Here is a 24,785-nt window from a genome sequence, read left to right on the forward strand (position 1 = left end):
GGCCCATGCAGATCAGGCTGGCCAATCCACGTGGTTTTTGTGCAGGCGTCGATCGCGCCATCGATATCGTCAATCGGGCGCTTGATGTGTTCGGCGCACCGATTTATGTTCGCCATGAAGTGGTTCATAACCGCTACGTGGTGGAGACGCTGCGCGAGCGCGGCGCCATCTTTGTCGAGGAACTTGATGCCATCCCCGACGACAATATCGTCATCTTCTCGGCGCATGGCGTGTCACGTGCCGTGCAGCAGGAGGCCGAGCGCCGCGGTCTGCGGATCTTTGATGCTACCTGCCCGCTGGTGACCAAGGTCCATATGGAAGTGCTGCGGTACGCCAGACGCGGCCATGAGTGCATTTTGATCGGCCACGCCGGGCATCCGGAAGTCGAAGGCACCATGGGGCGTTATGACGAAAGCTACGGCGGCGCCATCTATCTGGTCGAAGATGAGGCTGATGCTCGGGCGCTGAAGGTCAAAAACCCCGAAAATCTGTCCTTTGTGACCCAGACGACGCTGTCGATGGATGACACTTCAAAGGTCATCGATGCTCTGAAGGAAACCTTCCCGGCCATCCAGGGCCCGCGCAAGGATGACATCTGTTACGCCACCCAGAATCGTCAGGACGCCGTGCGCGAGCTGGCCGAGCAGTGTGACGTTCTGCTGGTGGTCGGCAGTGCCAACAGCTCGAATTCCAATCGCCTGGCCGAACTGGCCGAGCGCATGGGGACGCCGGCATGGTTGATCGATGATGCCGGGTCGATGCAGGGCGAGTGGTTTGCAAACTGTCAGGTGGTAGGGGTGACCGCCGGGGCCAGTGCGCCCGAGGTGCTGGTCAGAGGCGTGATCGATCGTCTCAAGGAACTGGGCGGTCAGGAGCCCGAAGAGCTTGCCGGGCGTGAGGAGACCATTACCTTCTCCATGCCGAAGGAGCTGCGCGAGAAGGTGATCGTCAGCGCCTGACATCCACTGGGAGGCCTGTATGGGAGATCTGCTGCTCTGGGTGATGCTGTTTGTGCTGGCGTTTGCCGGCATGGAGTTCGTGGCCTGGTTTACGCATCGCTATATCATGCACGGCTTTCTGTGGTGCTTGCATCGCTCACACCACAGCGAACGCCATGGGCTTTTTGAGCTTAACGATCTGTTTGCGGTCTTTTTTGCACTGCCCTCGGTAGTACTGATCTACAACGGGCTCAATGGCCATGCCTTCCAGCTGGCGCTTGGGCTGGGCATTGCCGCTTACGGGCTGGTCTATTTCATGTTTCATGATGGGCTGGTGCATCGGCGCTTCCCGGTGCCGTTCAGTCGCCGTCAGCACTTCTGGAAAAAGCGTATTCAGGCTCACCGCATGCATCACGCTGTGGAGACAAAAGAAGGTGCCGTCTCCTTCGGGTTTTTGATCACCAGACCCGTTGAGCGTCTCAAACGCGAACTGGCCAACCGGCGCCGGTCCTGAGATAGTCGCTTCCGCCTGCTTCAATTCTCATTGAAGCAGGCTCCTCTCTTCTCAAGTTCTGACACGATCATGCCGATAGGAGCGCTGTTCAGCGCCCGGATTCGACATGATGTCTCACACGTGTATGCCCGCCCAGCGCGGCTTTTCCCTGCTGGAAGTCCTGGTCGCCATGGTGGTGCTGAGTCTTGGCGCCATGGGCGTTATGGGCCTTGTGTTGCACGCCCAGCAGGCCAACGAACAGGCCCTGCAGCGTGGCCGCGCCACGCTGCTGGTCAACGACATGCTGGAGCGGCTGCGCGCCAATGCTACCCGTGAGGCGATGGTCGTCTACAACGTCGGGGAGCGCGCCAATGCTCCCATCGGTGATCAACAGCAGCAGGGTGGTAGTGATTGCCGGCAGATGAACTGCGACAGTCAGGCACTGGCACGTTTTGATCTCGCCGACTGGGAGCATCAGCTCATGCAGGCGCAGGGTGAGCACCGCCGCCTTGACGGTCTACCGCAGGCTCATGCCTGCATCAGTGTCACGACGCAGGCGCAGCGATTTGATGCCACCGTCACACTGGCCTGGCACGGTACCGGAATGGGTCATCATGGCGATGGGATCTGTGGCAGTGCCGACATTACCAGCGCCCGTCAAAGTGTCACCGCCAGCAGCCGTTATTCCCCGGGCCGCGGCTGATGACATTTGCCTCTCCATCTGCGCATGCTCAGCGAGGCGTCACCCTGCTTGAAATGATGATCGCCATGGCGCTGGGCCTGATGGTGCTCTCAGCCGTGATCGTGCTCTACATGCAGACCGCGCGCACCTTTCAACAGCAGCATGCCATGGCCGACCTGCAGGTCAGAGGACGCATGGCCACGCAGCTGCTGGGCGAGGAACTGCGCCGCACCGGGTTCTGGGGTGAGATCATGTCGCCGCAGCGTGATGACAAGTGCAGCGATATAAGTCACTTCACCGAGATTGCCTGTGCCCTGCCGGTCTGGGGCGGTGAAGTCACTCAGGCCAAAACGCTGGGTCTTGTGCCGCAAAGCGCTGTAACCCTGGATAGCAGCGCTTCACGTCCTTCCGCCGTTGTGGCGATCCGATACGCCGATCATGGCAACGGCAGTTGCCTGACGCTCGATCCCCTGCGACACCTCACCCTTGATCAGCCCTGTCAGGGCAACTGGCACTATCACGCCGGTATCTATTACCTGCGTATGGTCGATGATGCGTATAGCGGAGAAAGCGTGCCGGCACTCTACGTCTACCGACGCAGCGCGTCGGGAAATTACGCCAGCAGCGAAATTGTGCGCCATGTTGAAGCCCTTGAGGTGGAGTGGGGCCGTGATGATAGCGGCGATGGCAGCGCCAATCGTTTTTATAACAGCGAAGCCGTGTCTCAGTGGAAGCCCGGGGACTGGGACCGCGTGGTCGCAGCGCGGATTTACATGGTGATGCGCAGCGAAAAAATGGCGCAGCCGATGCCGGCGCGTGAGTTTCTGGTGGCCGGGCGCGCTATTACCTTTGGGGCCGACCACTATCAGCGGCGCCTTTTTGTGACCACAGCGACGCTGCGCAATGGCCGTCTCAGGGGGGCATATGGTCTCTGATCAACGCCAGGGCGGCTTTACACTGGTTATCGGTTTGATTCTACTGGCGGCCATGACGGTACTGGCCGTCTCGCTGGCCCAGCGCGGGCTGCTGGATACCCGGCTGGCGCACTACGCCGAGACCGGCGTGCAGCGTTTTCAACAGCAGGACGGAGAGATCGAAGCGCAGCTGGCGCGTCTTGAAACGCTCATGCCGGCCTATCTGGCAACGCCCTGTAGCAACCGTGTGGCGGCGCCGGAAGCCGATGCACAGTGGAGCGTTCAGCGCCTGTGTCTTGATGATGACCAGGTGGGGCTTTCAAGCGCCGTTCGTGAACAGCTCGAACGGCGCTATGCCACAAGCCTTGCCGCCCCCGGCAACCAGGCGCTGAAACACTACGGCTATTTCAACCTGCGCGTTGTGCCGGAAGATTTTGATGCTTCCCGGGACCAGGATCGTGGGATCTATCAGGGTGTGGTGACCTTGAGTACGGGAGGTGCGCCATGATGGGAATCTGTTCGTACAAGTGCTGGCAGCAGTGGCTGATGTTCGTCGTGCTGATGACCTGTCTGGCCGTCTCGCAGGTGGCGCGTGGCGATGACGTGGACATCTATCTGCCGGCCTATCAGGCGAGTGGCGGCGGCGGACAGCCGCAAGTCATGCTGATTATTGATACCTCGGCGAGCATGAAGGAAACGGTAGGTAACAGCCGACAGTCCCGTCTGCAAGTGACAAAGGACATCGTCAGTGGGCTGGTCAGCAAGCATCCGGGTATTAACTTCTCCCTGAGTGTCTTCAACGATAATCGTGCGCAAATCCAGTGCAACTGGTTTGGCACCAACTGCCAGGTTCAGGAGCTTTATAACGGTGGTCGTGTTGTTCAGGCCTTTACCAATACGCCCCGCCAGAGTGGCAGCGAGCGCCTGTCGCTTTTAAACACCATCAATGCCTTGCAGGCCAATACATCCACTCCATTGTGCGAGACCATGGCCGAGGTATACCGTTATATTCAGGGCCAGTCAGTCACGTATGGCAAGGACAGTAACAGTGTAGAACCCCTGCGCGATCGCAATGCCGAAGATAACAACGGTAATTACCGCCGTCCGCTGAGGGCCTGTGAAAATGTCTATGTCATTTATATGACTGACGGCATTCCGCAATGGGATACCAGTGCCAATGCCGCCATACACACACTGACCGGCAAGACCTGTGGCGTTTATGACGCCGTGGATCCGCTGGACTCGACGCGGGTATCGCGACAGGAAAACTGCCTGCCCCAATTGACACGCTTCATGGCCGAGAAGGATCTGGCTTCCAATTTATCCGGCACGCAGCACGCCTATACCTTTACCATCGGCTTTACCACACAGCAGCGGCTCCTTGAAGATGCGGCTCAACCGCCGCCTGGCATCTCGCAGGGATATTATGAAGCCAACGATCGCGATGGTCTGGATCTGGCCTTCAGCCGAATTCTGGGCAGCATCATCGAAAACGAGATTCAGACCCAGCGTTTTAGTACGGCCGCCAACATTGATGGGAACGAAAATCTGGAACTTGTCTATTCCCCCGGCTTTCTGCCGCGTGGCTACGTTCCCTGGACCGGTAACCTGAAAAAGTTTGCCGTGGACACCCGTCAGCCGGCCAATCCGGTTAAAAGGGATCTCTGGAGTCGTGGGATTACCGAAATTGCCGCGCCGGATAGCGTTGAGCAGGGAGGCGCCGGCGCGCGCATTCGAGAGCAGGTTGTGACCGGTAGAACGCTCTATACCGATGTCGGCAAAAATGCCGTTTTCGGCTCCCTGGCAAGGCCCAATACGCAAAAAAGTCTTGATGCCGACGGAGTTGATAACCGTGCCCTGGCGGTGCTGGGGCAGGCCGGCTATACCCCTCGGCAGCTGGCGGACTGGGTGTATGGGCTGGATGTCACCAATGACAGCGAGACGAATATCAGGCCGTGGGTAATGGGCGATATCGTTCACTCGCAGCCGCTGGCCATCAACTATGGCTGCGCCGATACGGCCTCTGATTGCCCGATCGATAAACAGCGTATCCGTATCTTTGCCGGCACCAACGAGGGGCTGCTCCACGCGATAGACGACGCCAACGGGAGTGAGCGCTGGGCCTTCTGGCCGCGCGAATCGGCGAGTATGGCCGTGTATCGAATGCTCAACACCCGACCCGAATATCCGTGGCCGGAGAGCGGTGGCGGTCAACAATATTTTTCCCAGTCGACCCATTACGGCGTGGATGGCTCCCCGGGGGCCTGGCTTGACTACGATGTGGCGCCTAATTCGGCGGGCAAGCGTCATGTGACGCTTGAAAATGCGGTACTGGCGTTTGGATTTGGCCGCGGCGGTCGCGGTTATTACGGCCTGGATGTGATCGACCCGGATGCGCCGAAAATGGCCTGGCACACCGTGGCGCCCGACTGGGGGCAGAGCTGGTCCACGCCGGTGGCGGCCACGCTGGCAGATGGTCGCGCTGTATTTCTGGTGGGCATGGGCTACGACATCATGGCAGGTCATCAGGCCAGCCCCGCTACAGCCCGCTTTGGCACAGGCATGGCGGTCATTGATGCCCAAAAAGGAACCATTATCGCCTCGCTCAAGGGGCCGGCAGATAGTGTGCCGGCCACCATTACTCCAGTGGATCGAGACTTTGATGGGGCGTTAGATGGCGCTTTTTTTGGCGATACCGGAGGCAGTATCTGGTTCGCTGACCTGCAATTGGGCGATAACGGCAGGGGCAGAAAAAGAACAATAGCAGACTGGCAGCTTCACCAGTTGGCTGCTCTTGGGCGTCATGATCAAGACGGTGTCGATCGGAGTTTTTTTAATCGGGCCAATCTCGTGCGCACCTATCTGGATCAAAAGCCCGTGGATCTTTTGATGCTGGGCAGTGGCGACCGTGCCAACCCGCTTCGCCGTGGTAGTCGAGACGCCTTTTATATTATTGACGTCAGTCGATGGCTTGATGGTTCCCTTGAGACCAGCACACCCGGCATACTCAACAATAATGATCTAATTGAAGCGTTGGCCGAGGCCTCCACCTATACGCTTCGTGCACCGGTGGACCAGCAGGGGTATCTGAACATGAAAGCCTTTCGAGGCTGGCGGCTGATGCTGCCTGTCGAGGAAAAGGTGTTATCAGATGCTTCCACGATCGCCGGTAATACGCTTTTTACGACCTACCAGCCCGAAGTGTCTGCCGACATGTGCATGGCTGCGCGCGGTACTTCACAACTCTACGGTTTTTCCCTGCCGGTCTGGCATGACGATGGGCATCGACATGAACAGCAGGCGGCCACGGTCAAAAGTGCCGATATGGGGAGCTACCTGCAGGAAACGCCCGCCTTTTTGATAGAGGGGCTGCGAACTCGCGTTCTGGACAGCGAGAGAGCCCGTTTGGTCGCAGAGGTGTTGAAAGACGACAAAGGCACATCGGCCAACGGCGACGAGAATGGCTGCGGTCAGTATGATGCCGAGGACGGCGCCTTTCGTGAATGTCTGGTCACGTCACCACTGTGGTGGTACCAGCAGTAACCGTGGCGCATACCGTGTATACGAAAAAAATGCATCAGGCAGTCGCATAACAATGGCCCCGAAGGGCAGGGTGCAGGGAACAGATGCTGGGAATCTACGAGCAGGTCTTTGGGAATAGCGATCACCGGCGCCTTGCGCGCTGGCTACGACTCATGCTGTTCATGCTGGCCTATTTCATGCTCGCGCTGGGGGCCACGGAACTTTCCAATATTGAAGCGGCCGTAGTGGCGCCATGGCTGGCCGGCCCTCTGGCCATCGGAGCCCTGGTACGCCTGCATCCGCGGGACTGGTTCGTCCCACTGTTCGGTATTGCTCTGGCTGACCTGCTGGCCCAATATTTTTGCCACGTACCCGGCGACGTCCTTTTTTATACCGTTATAAACTGTATTGAAATACTGGTGGGTGCTTTCTGGCTACGCTGGCACTTTAGAGGGCCACTTCTTATAGCCACTGCTTCCTCGTTTTTGAGTGTTTTGCTGATCGGTGCATTTTTAATTCCGCTGGTCAGCTCCTTGATGTTGGCATTGACAGCTTCCCATCATGATCTGGGTTTTTTTCAGATGTGGTGGATCCACTATCTCTCCGGCTGTCTGGGCATGCTTGTCATGCTGCCGGTGGTCCTTAAAAGCTCTATTAGCCGCTGGCATGGCTTGCTTTCTTCAGGTGTTCTGACCGCGTTTAACGCGGTGCTGCTCTTAACCGTGCTGCTCAATGCCGGTATCGTCCTGTTTTTTCCGGATGAAATGGTCTGGAGTATCGTGGCGCTATTGCTCGGAGCGCTGCTGTTTGATTTTTTTCGAAGCACTCTGCTGAACGTGGTCAGCGTCATTTCGCTGGTTTTGCTGGTTTTTTTCTATCAGCAAAACGGGGTCTCCCACATTGGTATGCTTCACTACATCACCATTGTCTTGACGGTACTGCCGGCTCTTTTGCTGGCCATGGCGCTGCAGGATTCTCGTCGGGAACGAGCACAGTTATTACAAAGCGAGCAGCGCTGGAAGTCTGCGCTGGAGGGGAGCGGTCAGGGCGTCTGGGAGGTCGATCTGGTGCGCCGCCAGATCAGTGCTTCTCTGGAGGCGAATCGACTGCTCGGACAGGGAGATTGTGCTGACTGTTCTATGGAGCGCTGGCGTGAGAAAACCCATCCGGATGATGTGGTGCGTGTGGAACAGGCGTTTGCAGCGCATGTGGCGGGACATACACCTCTGTATGTGGCGGAATATCGCGTACGCCAGAAAGACGGCAGCTATCGCTGGTACCAGTCTCGCGGCAAGGTCATGCAGTTTGATGAGTACGACCACCCTCTGAAGATGATCGGGACGCTGATTGATATCCATGCTGTCCGTCAGGCGGAACTCGAGCGTGAACAGCTGGCCCGTGATCTGCAGGAAGAGAAGGAGCGCTTGCAGGTCACGCTTGATTCCATCGGTGATGGTGTCATTGCCACCGACATGGCCGGCAGTGTCGTCTTCATGAACCCCGTTGCCGAAGAGATTACCGGCTGGCACTTCTCGCAGGCCAGGCAGTGCCCGCTTCAGGAAGTGTTTCATCTGCACGGGGCGGACATGACGCCTCAGTCGCTGGAATTGATCAATACCTGCCTGTCGCGCAATGAAGTCTGCATGACCGATGAAGATGCGATCCTGATCAACAAGGAGCACAGGGTTCTCGAAGTAAAGGCGACGGTCGCGCCGGTGCGGGCGGCCGGCGGCAGCGCCATGGGCGTCATCGTGGTGTTTCAGGATCTGTCCCGCGCCCGCGAACTCCAGCGTCGCCTGACCTTTACTGACAGCCATGATGCGCTGACCGGACTCTACAATCGCCGGCGTTTCGAGCAGGCCGTTGAGGACGCCATTCGTCAGGAAGCGTCGACGCCGGCCATTCTGGTGGTGCTGAATCTGGACCATTTCAGGGTGATCAATGATTCGGCAGGTCATCTGGCAGGTGATGCGCTGCTGATCGAAATCGCGCGTCTGATCGAGCAGCATCTCGGTGAGCAGGATGTGCTGGCGCGCCTGGGTGGCGATGAGTTCGCGCTGCTGCTTCATGGGCGCGATCTCGAGGCCTCGTCGTCATGGGTAGACACCGTCATCGAGGCCATCAGCGCTCTGCGGTTTTCATGGGATGGCCGGACTCATGAAGTGAGTGTCAGTGCCGGGCTGATCCCGGTAGACAGTCATGCCGAAAGCTTTGGTGTCCTGCTTGGTCGGGTTAATGTGGCCTGTTACACCTCAAGACAATATGGTCGCAATCGGGCCACCGTCTATCATCCGGGTCAGCAGGATATTGAACAGTATCATCGCGATATCTTCATGGCCGCGGGACTGCGCGAGGCGATCGAAAACGATCGCTTCGTGCTGTTTTGTCAGCGAATCGTGCCCTTGCAGGCCGAAGGCAGCGACTATCTGGAAATACTGGTCAGAATGCTGGGTCGGGAAGGTGAAGTGGTGGCTCCGGGTGCCTTTATTCCGGTGGCCGAACGATATGGCATCATGGCGGCCGTGGATCGCTGGGTCATTGAGCGTGCACTGGTACATGATGGTGAGCGATTAAAGCAGGTGCTCAATGGCCGCTCGCTGAGCATCAATCTATCGGCCAACTCCTTGAATGATCCGGCGTTTCTGCCCTGGCTACAGGGCATTTTGTCCATTTCTCCGCTCTCGCCTCAAGCGCTGATATTTGAGATCACGGAAACGGCGCTCATGAACCATCTTGACCTGGCGCGTGATGTCATTGATGCGTTACGCAAGGCGGGGTGTCGTGTGGCGCTCGATGATTTTGGCAGCGGACTGAGCTCCTTTGGCTACCTGCGCAACTTCGTGGTCGATATCATCAAGATCGATGGCGGCTTCATTCGTCACGTCAATGACAATGCTCTTGATCAGGTGATCGTTGATGCCATCAATCAGATTGCCCAGCGCCTGGGGGCACTGACCGTGGCCGAGTTTATCGAGGATGGCGCCAGTGCAGAGAGACTCGTCAAAATGGGCATCGATTATGGTCAGGGCTATTATTTGCACCGCCCGATGCCACTCGATAGGCTTTGGCTCCAATAGCGACCGGGGCCCTGGCGACTGGGGCTTTAGCGCCTGGTTTGACAATCATCTTCGGAGTCCGTGCTCTCAAAGCGCGTGCGGCCCAGTCGATTAACGATCAGCCGCCGCGCCTTGTGGGCATGGCAAAGATAAAACGTGCCGTTGAGAATACTGCTTGAAAGCCTTGGATGAAAAACGAGCGCTCTGGACAGTCCCTTCCAGCGCAGCGTGACAGGGTCGTGTTTTCTGGTGCGATAATGAACAATGCCCTCGGCATCCAGCACCAGCAGATATGTCCATTGTCCATCACAGCGCTGGCCATCGTGGCTGCCACACAGTGTCCATGGTCTACCATGATCCAGACTGGCCATTTGCGCCTGTTGCATCAGTCCCTGTACATCGCGCATTTGGGCATCCAGCAGGTTTCCGGCATGCCACTGTTGCATGGAAGGAATGCCCCAACCAATCATCAGCGCCATCAAGGCCATGGTGACAACAGCGTCCAATAAGGTGACTCCTCGCTGAGCACGCAAAACATTATCCCTTTTGATGGACCAGTATGGTTTAACGGCAGATGGGATAGGTTATTTAGATTTTTATAATTAATGGTTTGTGCAGGGTAACCCGCTCATGACACACACAGGGATGAGGGACATGTGAACGCAAGCGATGTGATCGTGGTCGGCGGCGGCATCAATGGGATGATGAGTGCCCTCAAGCTGATACAGCAAGGCTTTCGTGTCACGCTCGTGGAGCGTGGACAGTGTGCGCGGGAAGCGTCCTGGGCGGGCGGCGGCATATTGATACCGCTGTATCCCTGGCGCTACCGCGACCCCATCGCGCGTCTTGATGTGCTGGCAGCATCACAGTGGCGTGAGCTTGCCGGCCTGCTGGCGGATGCGACCGGCATTGACCCGCAATATACGGCCCATGGCGTCATGCATGTTCGGGTCGAGGATGCCGAAAGGGCCCGGATGTGGTCGGGCCGTCATCATGATCTGCTTGCCTCCCTCTCATCGCCCGCGGCGTACAGCCTTTTGGGTCGTCAGGTCACCCCATCCCTTGAGCCCGCTTTCTGGATGGCCGGACGCGGCAGTATTCGCACGCCGCGGCTGGGTCAGGCGCTGCGACAGTGGCTGCTGAATCATCCGCGCGCCACGCTGGTCGAGCACTTTGAAGTCACTTCTCTGCTGACGGCCGGGGAGCGTGTCGAGGGCGTGGAAGGGCCACAGGGACGACATCTGGCGCCAAGGGTCGTCATGGCCGGCGGTCCCTGGACTCGACAGCTGATGGCGCGTCATGTCCGTCTGCCCATTGCGCCGGTGCGAGGGCAGATGCTGTTGTTCAATGCCGCACGGCCGCTGCTTCAGGCCGTCATGCTGATGAACGGCTTTTATCTGATCCCCCGACGCGATCATCAGATCCTGGCCGGCAGTACCTTTGAAGACGCAGGCTTTGATCGCGCCACGACCGTTGAAGGCTATACGCGTATCCATGCCATGGCGCTTGAGATGTTACCGGCGCTAAAGGAGGTTGAGGTGACTCACCATTGGGCCGGACTGCGACCGGGCTCGCCGGACAGCATTCCTTTTGTTGGCGCCGCGGATGGCATTGAAGGGCTTTATGTCAACGCCGGACATGGCGGCAACGGCGTGGTGCTTTCCCCGGCCACGGCGGATCTTGTCTGCGCGCACATTGTGGGGTCGCCATTACCTGTGGATCCTGAGCCTTATACCCTGCCTTGCTCAGGATGAGCGTCGACGCGGCAGGGGGCCGTTGCTGATAAACCGTGCCTGATGGTCCTGACAGCAAAACCAGTGCTTCTCGCCCGGCAGATGGCGCGATAGTTCGTTGGTGTGAGGATCTTCCAGCGCATCATGGCGCGCCACATGAACATGGCAATAGGCGCAACGTACCATCGCCTCTCCCGAGGCCGGTGTCGGCGGATGCGGTTTGCGCTGACGCTTCAGACGTCGATAGAAAAGCCATCCCAGCCAGAGCAGGGCAGCCACAATGATCAGTCGGGCCATGAAAGGGTTCGGACTCCTGAAAGAGGTGAAGGCAGACGGCAGGCCTGGGTCTGATCAAGGAATACCTGATCGGGTGAGGCCGCCATCTTCACGCCATGACACCATCATGGTTGTGTAGTGTAAAAGAGTATCGTGTGGGCGCCAACGTTGGGCCCGGCCGAATACCAGAGCGCCCCGCTGAAGGGCGGGGCGCTCTGACGATCAAGGGGCAGGTGACCGATCAGTGCTCTTCAAGGCTCAGCGAACCGTTCAGGTAGCGCGGCTTGAAGGTATTGCCATTGAGGCGTGCATTATCAGGGTCGTTATGAATCAGCTCTGCCAGTGCCTGACGAGCTTCCTTTTTCATGTCCAGACCCATGTAGCCCTCTACCATGACGGCCAGCGCGTCACGTGTGGCAGGGGTCTGCGGATAGTGTTCCAGTACCCAGCGCCCGCGATTGACGGCAGCCAGGTAGGCCTGCTTGCGCAGGTAGAAATCACCGATTTGAAGCTCGTGACGTGCCAGAACGTTGCGCAAAAATATGATGCGCTGACGGGCATCCGGAGCGTAGGCACTGTCCGGAAAGCGGCGGACCACCTCACCGAAATCGACATAGGCATCACGCGTGGCGCCCAGGTCTCGCTTGGAAATGTCGATCAGATCCAGACTTTCCAGACTGAAACGTCCTGATTCCCATGCTGCCATGCCACGCATGTAATAGGCATAGTCCACCTGAGGGTGGTCGGGATGCAGCCGAATGAAGCGGCTGGCCGCCGCACGTGAGGCTTCCCAGTTGCCGACCTGATAGTAGCCGTAGATCAGCTCCAGCTGTGCCTGCTGCGCATATTCGCCAAACGGGTAGCGGTTATCCAGCGTTTCAAGCTGAGTGACGGCAGCGGAGTAGCGGCCATTGTCGAGCGAGCTCTGAATGTTTTGGTAGAGCTGCTGCTCGGTAAGCTCTTTATCCTGCTCCTGGCTCTGGCTGCTGGCGCAACCGGCCAGCATGACGGCAGCCAGCGCAAGGGCGCTCAGGGAAATGGCGCGCATTGTCGTCCTCGTCTCAAACAAACCGTGGCGGCATGGTAGAATCCGCCCAACAGCTACTGAATGAAGTGTGTGTGGCCTACTATACGGACCGGCAGCGCATTACGCGAATGACGCGCTGCCTGTTCCCGGTACCAATGACCCCGCACTATAAAGCATTGTAAAGCCGCGGCGAAATGCCCGGCCCATGCTCCTGCAGAGAATTGCATGTCACAGACCATCGAACAAACACACATTGTCCCCGACACCATGACCGGTCTGCGACTGGATCAGGCGGCCGCAGAGCTCTTTGACGAGTTTTCCCGAGAGCGCCTCAAGACCTGGATCAAGGGGGGCGCCCTGACCGTGGATGGACAGCAGATGCGTCCGCGTGCACCGGTCATGGCAGGTGCCACGCTGGTGCTCAATGCCGTCCTGGAAGAAAACCCGGTCTGGGAGGCCGAAGCGATCGCGCTGGACATCGTGCATGAAGATGACGACGTGCTGGTGCTCAACAAGCCGGTCGGACTGGTGGTGCATCCGGCAGCGGGCAACTACAGCGGCACGCTGCTCAATGCGCTGCTTCATCATGCCCCAGAGCTTGCGACCCTGCCGCGTGCCGGCATCGTTCATCGTCTGGACAAGGACACCAGCGGATTAATGGTAGTGGCCAAAACGCTGGCCGCGCAGACCTCTCTGGTCGAGCAGCTGCAGGCGCGTCGGGTCAAGCGGGAATACGACGCCATCGTGATCGGCGCCATGATCGCCGGGGGCAAGGTGGATGCCCCCATCGGTCGGCACCCGGCGGATCGCAAGCGTCAGGCCGTGGTGGCCAACGGCGGCAAGCCGGCAGTGACCCACTACCGGGTTGTCGAACGATTTCGCGGTCATACCCATGTTCGCTGCCGCCTGGAAACCGGGCGTACCCACCAGATTCGTGTTCACATGGCCCATCAACGCTTTCCGCTGGTGGGTGACCCGGTCTATGGCGGGCGCCTCAAGCTGCCGGCCGGGGCCGGTGAGGCGCTCAAGGAGACGCTGCGTCACTTCTCGCGACAGGCCCTGCACGCGCGTCGGCTTGCCTTTACGCATCCGACAGGCCATGAAACTGTCGAGTTCGGTGTGGAATTGCCGGATGACATGTTCATGCTGCTCGATATTCTGCGCGAGGATCAGGCACAAACATGAATCAGGACAGTCGCGATCAGCCCACGCTTATCGTGCCGGACTGGGTAGCACCGGGCTCGGTCGGCGCGTTTGTCACCACCCGTGAAACGGGCCCCAGTCAGGGCCCCTATGCCGCCTTCAATGCAGCTTCTCATGTGGGAGATGACCCTGAGACAGTGGCCTGGTTGCGTCAGCTGCTGGGCGCAAGAATCGGAGATCATCGTCCCTTGTTGTGGCTGGATCAGGTCCACGGCGCGCGGGTTCAGCAGTCCTTTCAAACGCCTCCGCCACAGGCCGATGCCGCGATCGCACGTGATCAGCAGTATGCCTGTGTGATTCAGACCGCCGACTGTCTGCCGGTGCTGTTCTGTGATCGCCGCGGTACTCGAGTGGCGGCCGCTCATGCCGGCTGGCGCGGTCTGGCCGGTGGTGTGCTGGAGGCCACCATGGCCGCCCTTGGCTGCGCTCCCGAGGAGGTTATGGTCTGGCTCGGCCCTGCCATTTCCAACATGCAGTATGAAGTCGGGCGCGAAGTGCATGACGCCTTCGTTAATGTGCATCCCGAGGCTTCCAGCGCTTTCGAGGCAAGCCCCTATCGGCTGGGTCACTTCATGTGTGACCTCTATCGTCTGGCGCGCCTGCGTCTGGAAGCATTGGGCGTCACCGATATCAGCGGCGGCCATTTCTGTACGGCTTCCGACCCGCGCTTTTATTCCCATCGTCGCGACAACGGTCTGACCGGCCGCATGAGCAGCATTATCTGGCTTCGCTAGGGCGCTGATGGCGCTCCGGCAGGCCTGTCGTGGATTTAACATAATATTTTTACTGACCCTGCTTGAAACGGTTTTCGGCGCCCCCATCTTTGTTGGCAATATACTGATACACGCGCTTTGAGGTGCCGGTGCTGCGACTGTGCAGCCCTGATCGGCCAGAGCGCCGGATGAGAGGACACAGGATGCGAATCGACAAACTCACCAGTAAATTGCAGGCCGCGCTGGCCGACGCCCAGTCTCTGGCAGCAGGGAAAGGACACAATCAGCTTCAGCCGGGGCATGTATTGCTGGCACTGCTGGATAGTCGCGACTCGGGTTTCAAGGGCCTGATTCAGAAGGCAGGCGGTGACCCGGGGCGCGTCCGCGACGCTCTGGTCAGACATGTGGAAGATCTGCCAGCGGTCAGCCAGTTCGATGGCAATGTCACCATGGGCCAGGAGCTGGGCCAGCTTTTTAACCTTGCCGACCGTGAAGCGCAAAAGCGCGGTGATCAGTTCATCGCCACCGAGCTGGTGCTTTTGGCAGCACTGCAGACAAGGTCGGCGGTCAGCCGTGCCCTGAGCGGCGCCGGTCTCAACGAGCAGGGTGTGCGTCGCGCCATAGACGAGCTGCGCGGCGGCGACAACATCAACGATGCTGAAGCCGAAGAAAAGCGGGAGGCGCTGGACAAGTACACCACTGACCTCACCGAGCGGGCTGCCAGCGGCAAGCTGGACCCGGTAATTGGCCGTGATGATGAAATCCGTCGCACCATTCAGGTGCTGCAGCGCCGGACCAAGAACAATCCGGTACTGATTGGCGAGCCCGGCGTGGGCAAGACCGCCATTGTCGAAGGTCTGGCCCAGCGCATCGTCAACGGCGAGGTGCCGGAGAGTCTCAAGAACAAGCGGGTATTGTCACTGGATCTTGGTGCGCTGCTGGCGGGCGCCAAGTATCGCGGTGACTTTGAAGAGCGTCTCAAGGCCGTGCTCAATGAGCTGGCCAAGGAAGAAGGGCGGGTTATTCTCTTCATTGATGAGCTCCACACCATGGTGGGTGCCGGCAAGACCGAGGGCTCGATGGATGCGGGCAACATGCTGAAGCCTGCCCTGGCCCGCGGCGAGCTGCACTGCGTGGGCGCCACCACGCTGAATGAATATCGCCAGGACATCGAAAAGGACGCTGCCCTTGAGCGTCGTTTCCAGAAGGTACTGGTCGATGAGCCTTCAGAGGAAGACACCATTGCCATCCTGCGTGGGCTCAAGGAGCGCTACGAGGTCCATCACGGGGTAGACATTACCGATCCGGCCATCATCGCTGCGGCACGCCTGTCAACGCGCTATATCACCGACCGTCAGTTGCCGGACAAGGCGATCGACCTGATCGACGAGGCGGCCTCTCGCATCCGCATGGAGATGGATTCCAAGCCCGAGGAAATGGACCGTCTCGAGCGCCGTCTGATTCAGCTCAAGATCGAGCGTGAGGCGCTGAAAAAGGAAACCGACGAGGCCACCCGCAAGCGCCTTGAACTGCTGGAAGGTCAGATCGAGACCATGTCGCGGGAATATGCCGATCTCGAAGAAGTCTGGAAGGCCGAGAAGGCCAGCCTTCAGGGTGCGGCGCAGTACAAGGCCGAGCTTGAGCAGGCCCGAACCGATCTGGAAGCCGCGCGTCGTCAGGGCGATCTGGGACGCATGTCGGAAATCCAGTACGGCCTGATTCCGGATCTGGAGCGCAAAATCAGTGAGGCCGGCGAAGCCGAAAGTACGCCCTTGAGACTGCTTCGCTCGATCGTGACCGAAGAAGAAATTGCCGAAGTCGTGTCGCGCTGGACCGGCATTCCGGTATCGAAAATGCTCGAGGGTGAACGCGACAAGCTCCTGCGTATGGAAGAAGCGCTGCATGAGCGCGTCATCGGGCAGGATGAGGCGGTCACGGCCGTGTCCAACGCGGTGCGTCGCTCACGCGCCGGCATCAGTGATCCCAATCGCCCCAACGGCTCCTTTTTGTTTCTGGGGCCGACCGGGGTGGGCAAGACAGAACTGTGCAAGTCGCTGGCCGGCTTTTTGTTCGATACCCAAGAAGCCATGGTGCGCATCGATATGTCGGAGTTCATGGAGAAGCACTCCGTGGCGCGCCTGATTGGGGCACCTCCGGGCTATGTGGGTTATGAACAGGGCGGTTATCTGACCGAGGCCGTGCGGCGCAAGCCCTATTCGGTGCTGTTGCTTGATGAGGTGGAGAAGGCCCACCCGGATGTCTTCAATATCCTTTTGCAGGTGCTTGAGGATGGCCGCCTGACCGATGGTCAGGGGCGGACGGTGGATTTCCGCAATACCGTGATCGTCATGACCTCGAATCTGGGTTCCAGCATCATTCAGAGCTATGCGAGCGAACAGGATGATGCCGGCTATGAGCGCATGCGTGCCGCGGTCATGGATGAAGTGGCTTCGCACTTCCGCCCCGAGCTGATCAACCGTATCGATGAGGTGGTCGTGTTCCATGCGCTGGGCCAAACCCAGATCAAGTCGATTGCCAATATTCAGCTTGATCAGTTGCGTCGGCGGCTGGCGGATCGTGATGTCTCGCTTTCAATCAGCGAAGAGGCCATGGTTCAGCTGGCCGAGGCGGGCTTCGATCCGGTGTATGGCGCGCGTCCGCTGCGTCGTGCCATCCAGAATCGGATCGAAAACCCGCTGGCGCAGGCACTGCTGTCCGGGCGCTATGCCCCGGGCGACACCGTGCTTGTGGAAGCGCATGACGGGGAACTGATACTTGACCAGCAGGGTGCTGAATAAGCGCTATCGACACGCAATGACAAAAGGGCGGCTACCCGAGGTAGCCGCCCTTTTTTATGGCCAGTTGGAAGACCCCGTCGGTTTAACCTGATCAGGGCGCCGTGTTTTGCAGCGTGGCTTCCGGGTAAATGGCCAACAGGGCGCGCAGCACGCCATTGGTCCATCCGAAACCATCCTGCGAGGGGTATTCACCGCCATCCGGGGCACCGTCGATGTCCATGACGTTGTACTTCTCCAACAGCTTGTGGTCCTTTTCGAAGCGGTAGAAGTTGTTGTGCATCCAGCGTTTGGCAATCGTGTCCGCCAGTCGATCGTGACCGTAGCGCTTGAGCCCCTTGATGGCCATCCACTGAAGCGGTGCCCAGCCGTTGGGGGCATCCCACTGTTGAACGGTATCAATGGTCGAGGTCATCAAACCGCCTGGCTGCAGCAGCTGATATTCCAGCGTATTGGCGACATGGGCGGCCTGTTCCTCGGTCGCGATGCCAAAATAAAGCGTAAAGACGATGGATGCGTTGATGCTGTCGGTCAGTGCGTTGGCATGCCAGAGATAGTCTCCGAAACGCTTTTCTTCCTCGGACCAGAACAGCCGGCGCAGTGCATCGAGACGTGAATTGGCCGCACTCTGGAACAGGTCGGCGCGCTGGTAGTGGCCGAGCCTTCGGTGTGTCGACGCCAGCACGGACTCCATGTTGTGAAGCAGGCAGTTAAGATCCAGCGGCAGGATATCCACGGTGCGAATGGTGCCCAGGTCATGGGGATCACTCAGCCAGCGGGAGCTGAAGTCCCAGCCGCTTTCGGCACCGGCACGGAGATTTCGCCATACCTCGATATGGTCGCGGCTGGTGCGGTCGGCCGTATCCATGTCCTCACGAAAGGACTCTTCGCGCGGCGTGTTCAGGTCGTCCCAGTGGCGATTGAGCAGCGTGCCTTCGGGGAGCTTGACACAGCGACGGTAGGCTTCGCCGTGGTGTAGTGCCTCGACGCCATCCATCCAGTAGATATATTCACGCTCCATCTGGGGCAGATAGTGCTCATACACGCCTTCGCCATCATGCTGGGCAAGCTGGCCGACCATGCCGCAGAAAAAAGGCGGCTGGGAGCGGGATAGATAATAGGTACGATTGCCGTTGGGCACATGACCGTAGGCGTTGATCAAAAAGGCAGCGTTATTGACCATGTCTCGCATGAGATCGATACGACCGCTCTGGCGCAGGCCCAGCATGGTGAAATAGGTGTCCCAGTAATAGATCTCGTTGAAGCGCCCGCCGGGCACCACGTAGGCGTGGGGCAGGGGCAGTCGCGACGAGCTGGGGTTATAGCGAGGCCGTGGCTGCCGGGTCAGTACATTCCAGAGCGCATCGATATGATCGCGTATGTTGTCCTGACGCTGAGGCGGTTCGACGTTGGCCTGGGTTTCGATGCGCTCAAAACGCGCTTCCACAAATTCGCGCAGGGTCTTGTTGCTGACGCAGGGGGCATCACCGCAGTCCGAGTAGCGCTCTCGAAGCCGGGTGTAGTCAGCCGTGATCTCCTCGGCCGGTTTGGTCGGGATCATGTCCACAAAGGTCTTGCTGTCATCGAACAGACCACGACTCTGTACATCGTGGAACAGTCTGCCCCAGAGGTGCTCTGGCAATGGCGGAAGTTCGGCAACTTCCGGCGTATCCGGCATTGAGGGTGTCAATGCGGCAGCGGTCATGGTCATGGCAAATTCCTGAAACAATAAATGACGTTTCTGCCCGATCGTGGCTGGCAGGTTGAAAGTGGCACTGTCCTGACAGTTTCGGGACGCCTTCGGTACACAATGCGCCCCTTTATGATGACCGGTGTTAACACAGGATAGTTCATCATGAGGCCATTTCCCGGGTACACATCATAACGGCAGACACTAATCAAAACTGTTGTGCTTCCATGCAATGATATCGTGCAATATGTAGCCCCTATTCGGGGGCTGAGCGCTATAAATGCGCATCCATCAGTTGACACCGGAGCATCACTGATAGAGTCTTGAAGGTTCCTGATTGCAGGCATGAATTCTCCGGGCAACCCCTGGATCATGGAGGACAGCCGCGTGGCGACTGCCTGCCTGCCCAAGGACCTGAACAGGCGGGCCAACCCCCTGCCTGATCAACGCCCCTATATGTCGACCCGACATAAGATTGAGCAGGTCCTCGTTGCAACCGATCACCAGGCTGCAGCATCAGGTGTCGCTGGCCCCGGGCCGCGGCAGGCGGCCAAGCCGTCCTCGAACGCCGATGCGCATCGCATCGTGAACGCACTCGAGACCTTATAGGGGAACTCAAACGTGGAATTGCTTTCCGGAGCCGATATGCTCGCCCGCTTCCTCAAGGATGAGGGCGTTGAATATATCTACGGCTACCCCGGCGGTGCGGCGCTACATATCTATGATGCGCTGTTTCGCCAGGATGATGTCAAACATATTCTTGTTCGCCATGAACAGGCGGCAACCCATATGGCTGACGGCTATGCCCGAGCCTCGGGTAAACCCGGTGTGGTGCTGGTCACCTCGGGCCCCGGAGCGACCAACGCGGTCACGGGGATTGCCACGGCCTACATGGACTCCATACCGATGGTCGTGCTGTGTGGTCAGGTGGCCAGCCACCTGATTGGCGAGGATGCCTTTCAGGAAACCGACATTGTCGGGGTCACGCGTCCCATAGTGAAGCACAGTTTTTCGATTCGTCATCCTTCCGATATACCGACTGTACTCAAAAAGGCCTTTTATATTGCCTCTTCGGGTCGTCCGGGCCCGGTCGTGGTTGATATCCCCAAGGATATGACCGCGCCGACCGAACGTTACGAGTATGTCTATCCTCGCAAGGTCAAGCTGCGTTCCTACAATCCTGTGTCACGCGGCCATACGGGGCAGATTCGCAAGGCGGTCGAGTTGATCATGAGCGCCCGGCGTCCCGTGATCTTCGCCGGTGGCGGGGTGATTACCGGCCGTGCCTCCGAGGCCCTGACGGCGCTGGCGCATCGGCTCAATATTCCCGTGATCACCTCATTGATGGGGCTTGGTGCCTTCCCGCAAAACGATCCTCAGTCGCTGGGCTGGCCGGGCATGCATGGCTCCTATGAGTCCAACATGGCCATGCACAACAGTGATCTGGTACTGGGTGTCGGCGTGCGCTTTGATGATCGCGTGACCAATAACGTCACTCGCTTCTGTCCCGATGCCCGCATCGTGCACATTGATGTTGATCCCAGCTCCATTTCCAAGACCGTGCATGCCGATGTGCCCATTGTCGGGGCTGCCGATAACGTGCTCAACGAGATGCTCAACCAGATCGGTCAGCGTACAGAGGCGCAGGAGCCGCTGGACGAGTGGTGGGAGACAATCAACGCCTGGCGTGAAGAGCGTCGCGGGAAGCTCTATGAGCCTGCCGCTGCCGGTGAGCCACTCAAGCCCCAGCAGGTGGTAGAAGCCGTGCATCGCGTCACGCACGGTGATGCCTATGTCGTGACCGATGTCGGTCAGCATCAGATGTTTGCCGCTCAGTACTACAAGTTCAATCAGCCCAATCGCTGGATCTCGTCAAGCGGTCTGGGAACAATGGGCTTTGGGCTGCCGGCGGCCATGGGCATCAAGCTCAACTATCCCGATGAGCATGTCGTATTGTTCACGGGGGAGGGCAGCTTTCAGATGATGATGCAGGAACTGTCGACCTGTAAGCAGTTCGGCATTCCGGTCAAGATTGTCAATCTCAACAATGCCTCGCTGGGGATGGTGCGCCAGTGGCAGGATTTGAACTACAAATCTCGCCATGCCCATTCCTATATGGAGTCACTGCCTGATTTTGAAAAGCTGATCGAGGCCTATGGCTTCAAGGCCATCACGGTAAGAACGCCCGAGGAGCTTGAGCCGGCGCTTGAAGAAGCGTTTCGCTCAAAGGATGAACTGGTGTTTCTCGATATCCATGTCGACCCGCGCGAGCACGTCTATCCGATGCAGGTTCCGCAGGGGGCCATGTGTGACATGCTGCTATCGAAGACGGAGCGAACCTGATGCGCCATATCATATCGATGCTGCTTGAAAACGAGCCAGGGGCGCTGTCACGCGTGATCGGGCTCTTTTCCCAGCGTAACTTCAATATCGAAACGCTCAACGTGGCACCCACCGAGGACCCGACGATGTCGCGTCTGACGGTGACCACCAATGGCGATGAACGCATCATCGAGCAGATCACCAAGCACCTCAATCGTCTGATCGATGTGATCAAGCTGGTGGATCTGACCGAAGGCGCGCATATCGAGCGCGAACTGATGCTGGTCAAGGTCAAGGCGCAGGGGAGTGCGCGCGACGAGGTCAAACGCACGGCGGACATCTTCCGGGCTCAGATCGTGGATGTGACGCCAAGCATCTATACCGTGCAGATTACCGGCGATGCCAACAAGATGGATGCCTTCCTGCAGGCCGTGACGCCTCTGGGAGTGTTGGAAGTGGCGCGTACCGGCGTGTCCGGAATTGCACGTGGTGACAAGGTGCTGAGCATCTGACGCCGAAGTTTTTGCACAACGTTTACGTTAATCGATATCGTTTATGTCAACCGATGGCGCTGCCGTCCATTAAGAGGTGAAGGTAATGCAGGTTTATTACGACAAGGATTGCGATCTCTCTCTCATCCAGGGCAAGAAGGTCACCATCCTGGGATACGGCTCGCAGGGCCATGCCCACGCCAATAACCTCAAGGAGTCCGGCGTTGATGTCACCGTCGCGCTGCGCAAGGGCTCCGGTTCCTGGCAGAAGGCAGAAGGGTCGGGTCTGAAAGTCGCTGAAGTGGCGGATGCAGTCTCCGGCGCTGATATCGTCATGTTCCTGGCGCCCGATGAGCATCAGAAGCAGATCTACTATCGTGACGTCGAGCCCAACCTGAAAGAAGGCGCTGCGTTGGCCTTTGCACACGGTTTCAACGTGCATTATCAGCAGATCGAGCCGCGCGAAGATCTGGACGTCATCATGATCGCGCCCAAGGCGCCGGGTCATACAGTTCGCCAGACCTATACCCAGGGTGGCGGTGTGCCAAGCCTGATTGCGGTCTATCAGGACAAGTCCGGCAAGGCGCGTGAACTGGCCCTGTCCTACGCCAGCGCCAACGGCGGCGGTCGTGCCGGGATTATCCACACCACTTTCCAGGAAGAGACCGAAACCGACCTGTTCGGTGAGCAGGCTGTTCTCTGCGGTGGCGCCACTGCGCTGGTACAGGCCGGCTTTGAAACGCTGGTGGAAGCAGGTTACGCACCGGAAATGGCCTACTTCGAGTGTCTGCACGAGCTCAAGCTGATTGTTGATCTGATGTATGAAGGCGGCATGGCCGACATGCGTTACTCGATCTCCAACACGGCCGAGTATGGCGACTACGTCACTGGTCCGAAAATCGTGACCGAAGACACCAAAAATGCCATGCGTCAGGTGCTCAAGGACATTCAGGAAGGGACCTTTGCCAAGGACTTCATTCTGGATCACCAGGCCGGCTTCCCGACCCTCAAGGCCAAGCGCCGTCGCGGTGCCGAGCACCAGATCGAAGAGGTCGGCACCAAACTGCGTGGCATGATGCCCTGGATTGCTGCCAACAAGATGGTCGACAAGTCGAAAAACTGATTTGAAGAACCCTCGAGAGAGTTGAAACCTCGAGAAAACGGATGCGATAGCGCATCCGTTTTTTTATGCCTGTCATTTGAGAGGCGTTACTCAGGAATGCTGGAAAAGCTGACCCTGTGCGGCCTCGGTAGTGGCGGGTATCACCGTGACGCTGTCGCCGCGATAAATGATGCCGCCCTGCACGATACGGGCGGTCATGCCGCCATGGCCGCGCAGGGCATTATAGCCGCCCGGCCCCAGAGTCCTTTCCATGCGACTGCAGGGCGCGCATAGCCCGGTAATCTCAAGGATCACGTCGTCACCAATAACCAGCTGCTGCTGTCGGCAGGCCAGCAGGTTAAGTCCCGACACCACAAGGTTGCGCCTGAGCTGCTCGGGAGCCAGTGTCGCCATGCCACAAAAGGCAGCAACGACCGGTAAATGCTCGGCCTGAAAGAGCGTGACTTCGCGCTTGCCGCCGCGAGCGCTGTAATGATCCCCCCCAATGCCTCGACCCTCGATCAGGGTAAGCGTGTCTTTTACATCGATATCACCGTGACGCTCGGGACGGCGGCTCAACCATTCCAGGCGGCCGGGGTAGGGGAAGTGCGTCATGAGGCTTCTTAAACTTTCCATTTCCTCTCCGTGTTAACACCTGGTCATCTTCTATGCTTTGATGGTCGTATCTTTTCAAAGGACCTCATTGTCATGACGCAGACGCCCCCACCAAACAATCGACCGCCCCGCGATCCTTTCTCAGAGTTCAAGGATGACACGGAAGTGGTTGAAGACATCGTGCAAAACGGTGAGCGCATACGCCGGCGCGGTATTTACCTGTTGCCCAACCTCTTTACTACTGCCGCGCTCTTTTCGGGCTTCTTTTCCGTTGTGGCTGCGCTTAATGGCAACTTCGGCTCGGCGGCCATCGCCATCTTTGTCTCCATGGTGCTCGACGGCTTCGATGGTCGGGTGGCTCGCATGACCAATACGCAAAGCGCTTTCGGGGAAGAATACGATAGTCTCGCCGACATGCTTTCTTTTGGCGTGGCCCCGGCGATCGTGGCCTTTGCCTGGATACTTCAGGACGTGGGCAACCTTGGCTGGATAGCGGCCTTTGTCTATGTGGCCGGCGCTGCGCTGCGTCTGGCACGTTTTAACGTACAGATCGGCAGCACCGACAAGAAGTGGTTTATAGGTCTGCCCAGTCCTTCGGCGGCAGCAGTAGTGGCAGGGTTTGTCTGGACCTTTCACAGCTTCGAAGCCACCGCTTTTGGCTTCAAGGTACTTATGGCCATTATTGTGGCGGCGGTCGGTATTTTGATGGTCAGTAACATCCGCTACTACAGCTTCAAGGAAGTGGACTTCAAAAGCCCCGTTCCCTTTGTGGCACTGCTGGCCATCGTTCTGGCCTTTGTTCTGATCTCGCTGGAGCCTGCTGTCATGCTGCTACTGCTGTTTGGCAGCTATGCGGCATCGGGTCCGATACTGGCCATCATGCGTCGTACCGGTCACGCCAAACCCATCAGCAGCGGCATCGCCACCACTGAAGAAGAGATGGAAGCGGCCAATGCCGAAGCTCCTGAAACATCAGCACCGGCTGATGAGTCAGAGGTGTCAGGGCCTTCAGCAACATCCGAAAAACCCGATGAAAGAAAGTAGCCTCTTTTTTGAAACAAGGGGTTGCGCGCTCGGGGTCTGATCTATAAAGTACGCATCCGCTGCCACGGAGCACACGGCGACGAGGCAGCGGGGAAGGTAAGCAGGTGATTGTTTTGACTGAGGTTTTGGTCACCCAATCAGGATCACGGATCCAGCCGCTGACTTCCGA

Annotated in this window: 20 protein-coding genes; 15 read left to right on the forward strand and 5 right to left on the reverse strand. The window is 58.4% G+C overall.

The genetic code is table 11. The features are described from left to right. Positions 1-5: 5 nt before the first annotated feature. The 7 genes from ispH (at position 6) to KSP9073_RS05805 (ending at position 9,626) form a co-directional block, all read left to right on the forward strand. On the forward strand, positions 6-959 hold the full coding sequence (gene ispH, locus KSP9073_RS05775; RefSeq protein ID WP_108841934.1) for a 4-hydroxy-3-methylbut-2-enyl diphosphate reductase: 954 nt from the start codon (positions 6-8) through the stop codon (positions 957-959). Positions 960-978: 19 nt separating this feature from the next. After that, positions 979-1,452, forward strand: a complete 474-nt coding sequence (locus KSP9073_RS05780) for a sterol desaturase family protein (RefSeq protein WP_108841935.1) — start codon at positions 979-981, stop codon at positions 1,450-1,452. 106 nt (positions 1,453-1,558) lie between these two features. Then, complete coding sequence (gene pilV / locus KSP9073_RS05785; protein WP_108841936.1) at positions 1,559-2,134, forward strand: type IV pilus modification protein PilV; 576 nt, start codon at positions 1,559-1,561, stop codon at positions 2,132-2,134. Further along, a complete protein-coding gene (locus tag KSP9073_RS05790) occupies positions 2,134-3,048 on the forward strand; it encodes a PilW family protein (protein ID WP_108842067.1) in 915 nt (304 codons plus the stop codon). Before pilV ends, KSP9073_RS05790 begins: the two co-directional genes overlap by 1 nt. After that, positions 3,038-3,535 (forward strand): pilus assembly PilX N-terminal domain-containing protein, encoded by a 498-nt coding sequence (locus KSP9073_RS05795; RefSeq protein ID WP_108841937.1) that lies wholly within the window; start codon positions 3,038-3,040, stop codon positions 3,533-3,535. Before KSP9073_RS05790 ends, KSP9073_RS05795 begins: the two co-directional genes overlap by 11 nt. Further along, positions 3,532-6,570: a PilC/PilY family type IV pilus protein gene (locus KSP9073_RS05800; protein ID WP_108841938.1), complete on the forward strand. Its 3,039-nt coding sequence runs from the start codon at positions 3,532-3,534 to the stop codon at positions 6,568-6,570. The genes KSP9073_RS05795 and KSP9073_RS05800 overlap by 4 nt, the downstream gene beginning before the upstream one ends. Positions 6,571-6,653: 83 nt before the next feature. Then, positions 6,654-9,626: an EAL domain-containing protein gene (locus tag KSP9073_RS05805; RefSeq protein ID WP_108841939.1), complete on the forward strand. Its 2,973-nt coding sequence runs from the start codon at positions 6,654-6,656 to the stop codon at positions 9,624-9,626. A 26-nt stretch (positions 9,627-9,652) separates the two neighbouring features. Here the strand turns inward: KSP9073_RS05805 and KSP9073_RS05810 are convergent, their stop codons facing one another. Next, entirely contained in the window at positions 9,653-10,111 is a 459-nt protein-coding gene (locus KSP9073_RS05810) for a GspH/FimT family pseudopilin (protein WP_133240993.1), read from the reverse strand. 150 nt (positions 10,112-10,261) lie between these two features. On the opposite strand from KSP9073_RS05810, the gene KSP9073_RS05815 reads away from it, so the two are divergent. After that, positions 10,262-11,359 (forward strand): NAD(P)/FAD-dependent oxidoreductase, encoded by a 1,098-nt coding sequence (locus KSP9073_RS05815; protein ID WP_108841941.1) that lies wholly within the window; start codon positions 10,262-10,264, stop codon positions 11,357-11,359. Here KSP9073_RS05815 and KSP9073_RS05820 read toward each other — a convergent pair. Both KSP9073_RS05820 and KSP9073_RS05825 read right to left on the reverse strand, forming a co-directional pair. Beyond that, positions 11,351-11,635: a PP0621 family protein gene (locus tag KSP9073_RS05820; protein ID WP_108841942.1), complete on the reverse strand. Its 285-nt coding sequence runs from the start codon at positions 11,633-11,635 to the stop codon at positions 11,351-11,353. The two genes, KSP9073_RS05815 and KSP9073_RS05820, sit on opposite strands and share 9 nt — an antisense overlap. A gap of 220 nt (positions 11,636-11,855) precedes the next feature. Further along, a complete protein-coding gene (locus KSP9073_RS05825) occupies positions 11,856-12,662 on the reverse strand; it encodes an outer membrane protein assembly factor BamD (protein WP_108841943.1) in 807 nt (268 codons plus the stop codon). Between the two features lie 204 nt (positions 12,663-12,866). Between KSP9073_RS05825 and rluD the strand changes: the two genes are divergently transcribed. The 3 genes from rluD to clpB all read left to right on the forward strand — a co-directional run bounded on the left by rluD (position 12,867) and on the right by clpB (position 17,355). Next, positions 12,867-13,826 carry a 23S rRNA pseudouridine(1911/1915/1917) synthase RluD gene (gene rluD, locus KSP9073_RS05830; RefSeq protein ID WP_108841944.1) on the forward strand — a complete coding sequence of 320 codons (960 nt, stop codon included), beginning with the start codon at positions 12,867-12,869 and terminating at the stop codon, positions 13,824-13,826. Then, the gene (pgeF, locus tag KSP9073_RS05835) at positions 13,823-14,578 is read left to right on the forward strand and encodes a peptidoglycan editing factor PgeF (RefSeq protein ID WP_108841945.1); all 756 of its coding nucleotides are present in this window, start codon (positions 13,823-13,825) and stop codon (positions 14,576-14,578) included. Before rluD ends, pgeF begins: the two co-directional genes overlap by 4 nt. 182 nt (positions 14,579-14,760) lie before the next feature. Then, positions 14,761-17,355, forward strand: a complete 2,595-nt coding sequence (clpB, locus tag KSP9073_RS05840) for an ATP-dependent chaperone ClpB (RefSeq protein ID WP_108841946.1) — start codon at positions 14,761-14,763, stop codon at positions 17,353-17,355. Positions 17,356-17,446: 91 nt separating this feature from the next. On the opposite strand, the gene treF is transcribed toward clpB, so the two are convergent. Then, positions 17,447-19,063 (reverse strand): alpha,alpha-trehalase TreF, encoded by a 1,617-nt coding sequence (gene treF / locus KSP9073_RS05845; RefSeq protein WP_243409123.1) that lies wholly within the window; start codon positions 19,061-19,063, stop codon positions 17,447-17,449. 600 nt (positions 19,064-19,663) lie between these two features. Here treF and KSP9073_RS05855 point away from each other — a divergent pair. From KSP9073_RS05855 to ilvC, 3 genes are all read left to right on the forward strand, one after another. Next, the gene (locus KSP9073_RS05855; protein ID WP_108841948.1) at positions 19,664-21,385 is read left to right on the forward strand and encodes an acetolactate synthase 3 large subunit; all 1,722 of its coding nucleotides are present in this window, start codon (positions 19,664-19,666) and stop codon (positions 21,383-21,385) included. Continuing rightward, a complete protein-coding gene (gene ilvN, locus KSP9073_RS05860) occupies positions 21,385-21,876 on the forward strand; it encodes an acetolactate synthase small subunit (RefSeq protein WP_108841949.1) in 492 nt (163 codons plus the stop codon). Before KSP9073_RS05855 ends, ilvN begins: the two co-directional genes overlap by 1 nt. 85 nt (positions 21,877-21,961) lie before the next feature. Next, positions 21,962-22,978, forward strand: a complete 1,017-nt coding sequence (gene ilvC / locus KSP9073_RS05865) for a ketol-acid reductoisomerase (protein WP_108841950.1) — start codon at positions 21,962-21,964, stop codon at positions 22,976-22,978. A gap of 90 nt (positions 22,979-23,068) precedes the next feature. Here ilvC and KSP9073_RS05870 read toward each other — a convergent pair whose 3' ends face one another. Further along, positions 23,069-23,593 carry an MOSC domain-containing protein gene (locus KSP9073_RS05870; RefSeq protein WP_108841951.1) on the reverse strand — a complete coding sequence of 175 codons (525 nt, stop codon included), beginning with the start codon at positions 23,591-23,593 and terminating at the stop codon, positions 23,069-23,071. Between the two features lie 72 nt (positions 23,594-23,665). Here KSP9073_RS05870 and pssA point away from each other — a divergent pair, with 72 nt between their 5' ends. Next, positions 23,666-24,616: a CDP-diacylglycerol--serine O-phosphatidyltransferase gene (pssA, locus tag KSP9073_RS05875; protein ID WP_108841952.1), complete on the forward strand. Its 951-nt coding sequence runs from the start codon at positions 23,666-23,668 to the stop codon at positions 24,614-24,616. Positions 24,617-24,785 lie beyond the last annotated feature (169 nt).

The sequence above is a fragment of the Kushneria phyllosphaerae genome (assembly GCF_900312995.1).
GTDB classification, from domain to species: domain Bacteria; phylum Pseudomonadota; class Gammaproteobacteria; order Pseudomonadales; family Halomonadaceae; genus Kushneria; species Kushneria phyllosphaerae.

Coding starts and splice junctions, on each gene's coding strand:
- KSP9073_RS05795 (WP_108841937.1), top strand. CDS start 3,038: ATGGTCTCTGATCAACGCCAGGGCGGCTTTACACTGGTTATCGGTTTG.
- ilvN (WP_108841949.1), top strand. CDS start 21,385: ATGCGCCATATCATATCGATGCTGCTTGAAAACGAGCCAGGGGCGCTG.
- KSP9073_RS05820 (WP_108841942.1), bottom strand. CDS start 11,635: ATGGCCCGACTGATCATTGTGGCTGCCCTGCTCTGGCTGGGATGGCTT.
- ilvC (WP_108841950.1), top strand. CDS start 21,962: ATGCAGGTTTATTACGACAAGGATTGCGATCTCTCTCTCATCCAGGGC.
- KSP9073_RS05780 (WP_108841935.1), top strand. CDS start 979: ATGGGAGATCTGCTGCTCTGGGTGATGCTGTTTGTGCTGGCGTTTGCC.
- pgeF (WP_108841945.1), top strand. CDS start 13,823: ATGAATCAGGACAGTCGCGATCAGCCCACGCTTATCGTGCCGGACTGG.
- KSP9073_RS05790 (WP_108842067.1), top strand. CDS start 2,134: ATGACATTTGCCTCTCCATCTGCGCATGCTCAGCGAGGCGTCACCCTG.
- clpB (WP_108841946.1), top strand. CDS start 14,761: ATGCGAATCGACAAACTCACCAGTAAATTGCAGGCCGCGCTGGCCGAC.
- treF (WP_243409123.1), bottom strand. CDS start 19,063: ATGACCATGACCGCTGCCGCATTGACACCCTCAATGCCGGATACGCCG.
- pssA (WP_108841952.1), top strand. CDS start 23,666: ATGACGCAGACGCCCCCACCAAACAATCGACCGCCCCGCGATCCTTTC.
- rluD (WP_108841944.1), top strand. CDS start 12,867: ATGTCACAGACCATCGAACAAACACACATTGTCCCCGACACCATGACC.
- ispH (WP_108841934.1), top strand. CDS start 6: ATGCAGATCAGGCTGGCCAATCCACGTGGTTTTTGTGCAGGCGTCGAT.
- KSP9073_RS05825 (WP_108841943.1), bottom strand. CDS start 12,662: ATGCGCGCCATTTCCCTGAGCGCCCTTGCGCTGGCTGCCGTCATGCTG.
- KSP9073_RS05800 (WP_108841938.1), top strand. CDS start 3,532: ATGATGGGAATCTGTTCGTACAAGTGCTGGCAGCAGTGGCTGATGTTC.
- pilV (WP_108841936.1), top strand. CDS start 1,559: ATGATGTCTCACACGTGTATGCCCGCCCAGCGCGGCTTTTCCCTGCTG.
- KSP9073_RS05805 (WP_108841939.1), top strand. CDS start 6,654: ATGCTGGGAATCTACGAGCAGGTCTTTGGGAATAGCGATCACCGGCGC.
- KSP9073_RS05870 (WP_108841951.1), bottom strand. CDS start 23,593: ATGGAAAGTTTAAGAAGCCTCATGACGCACTTCCCCTACCCCGGCCGC.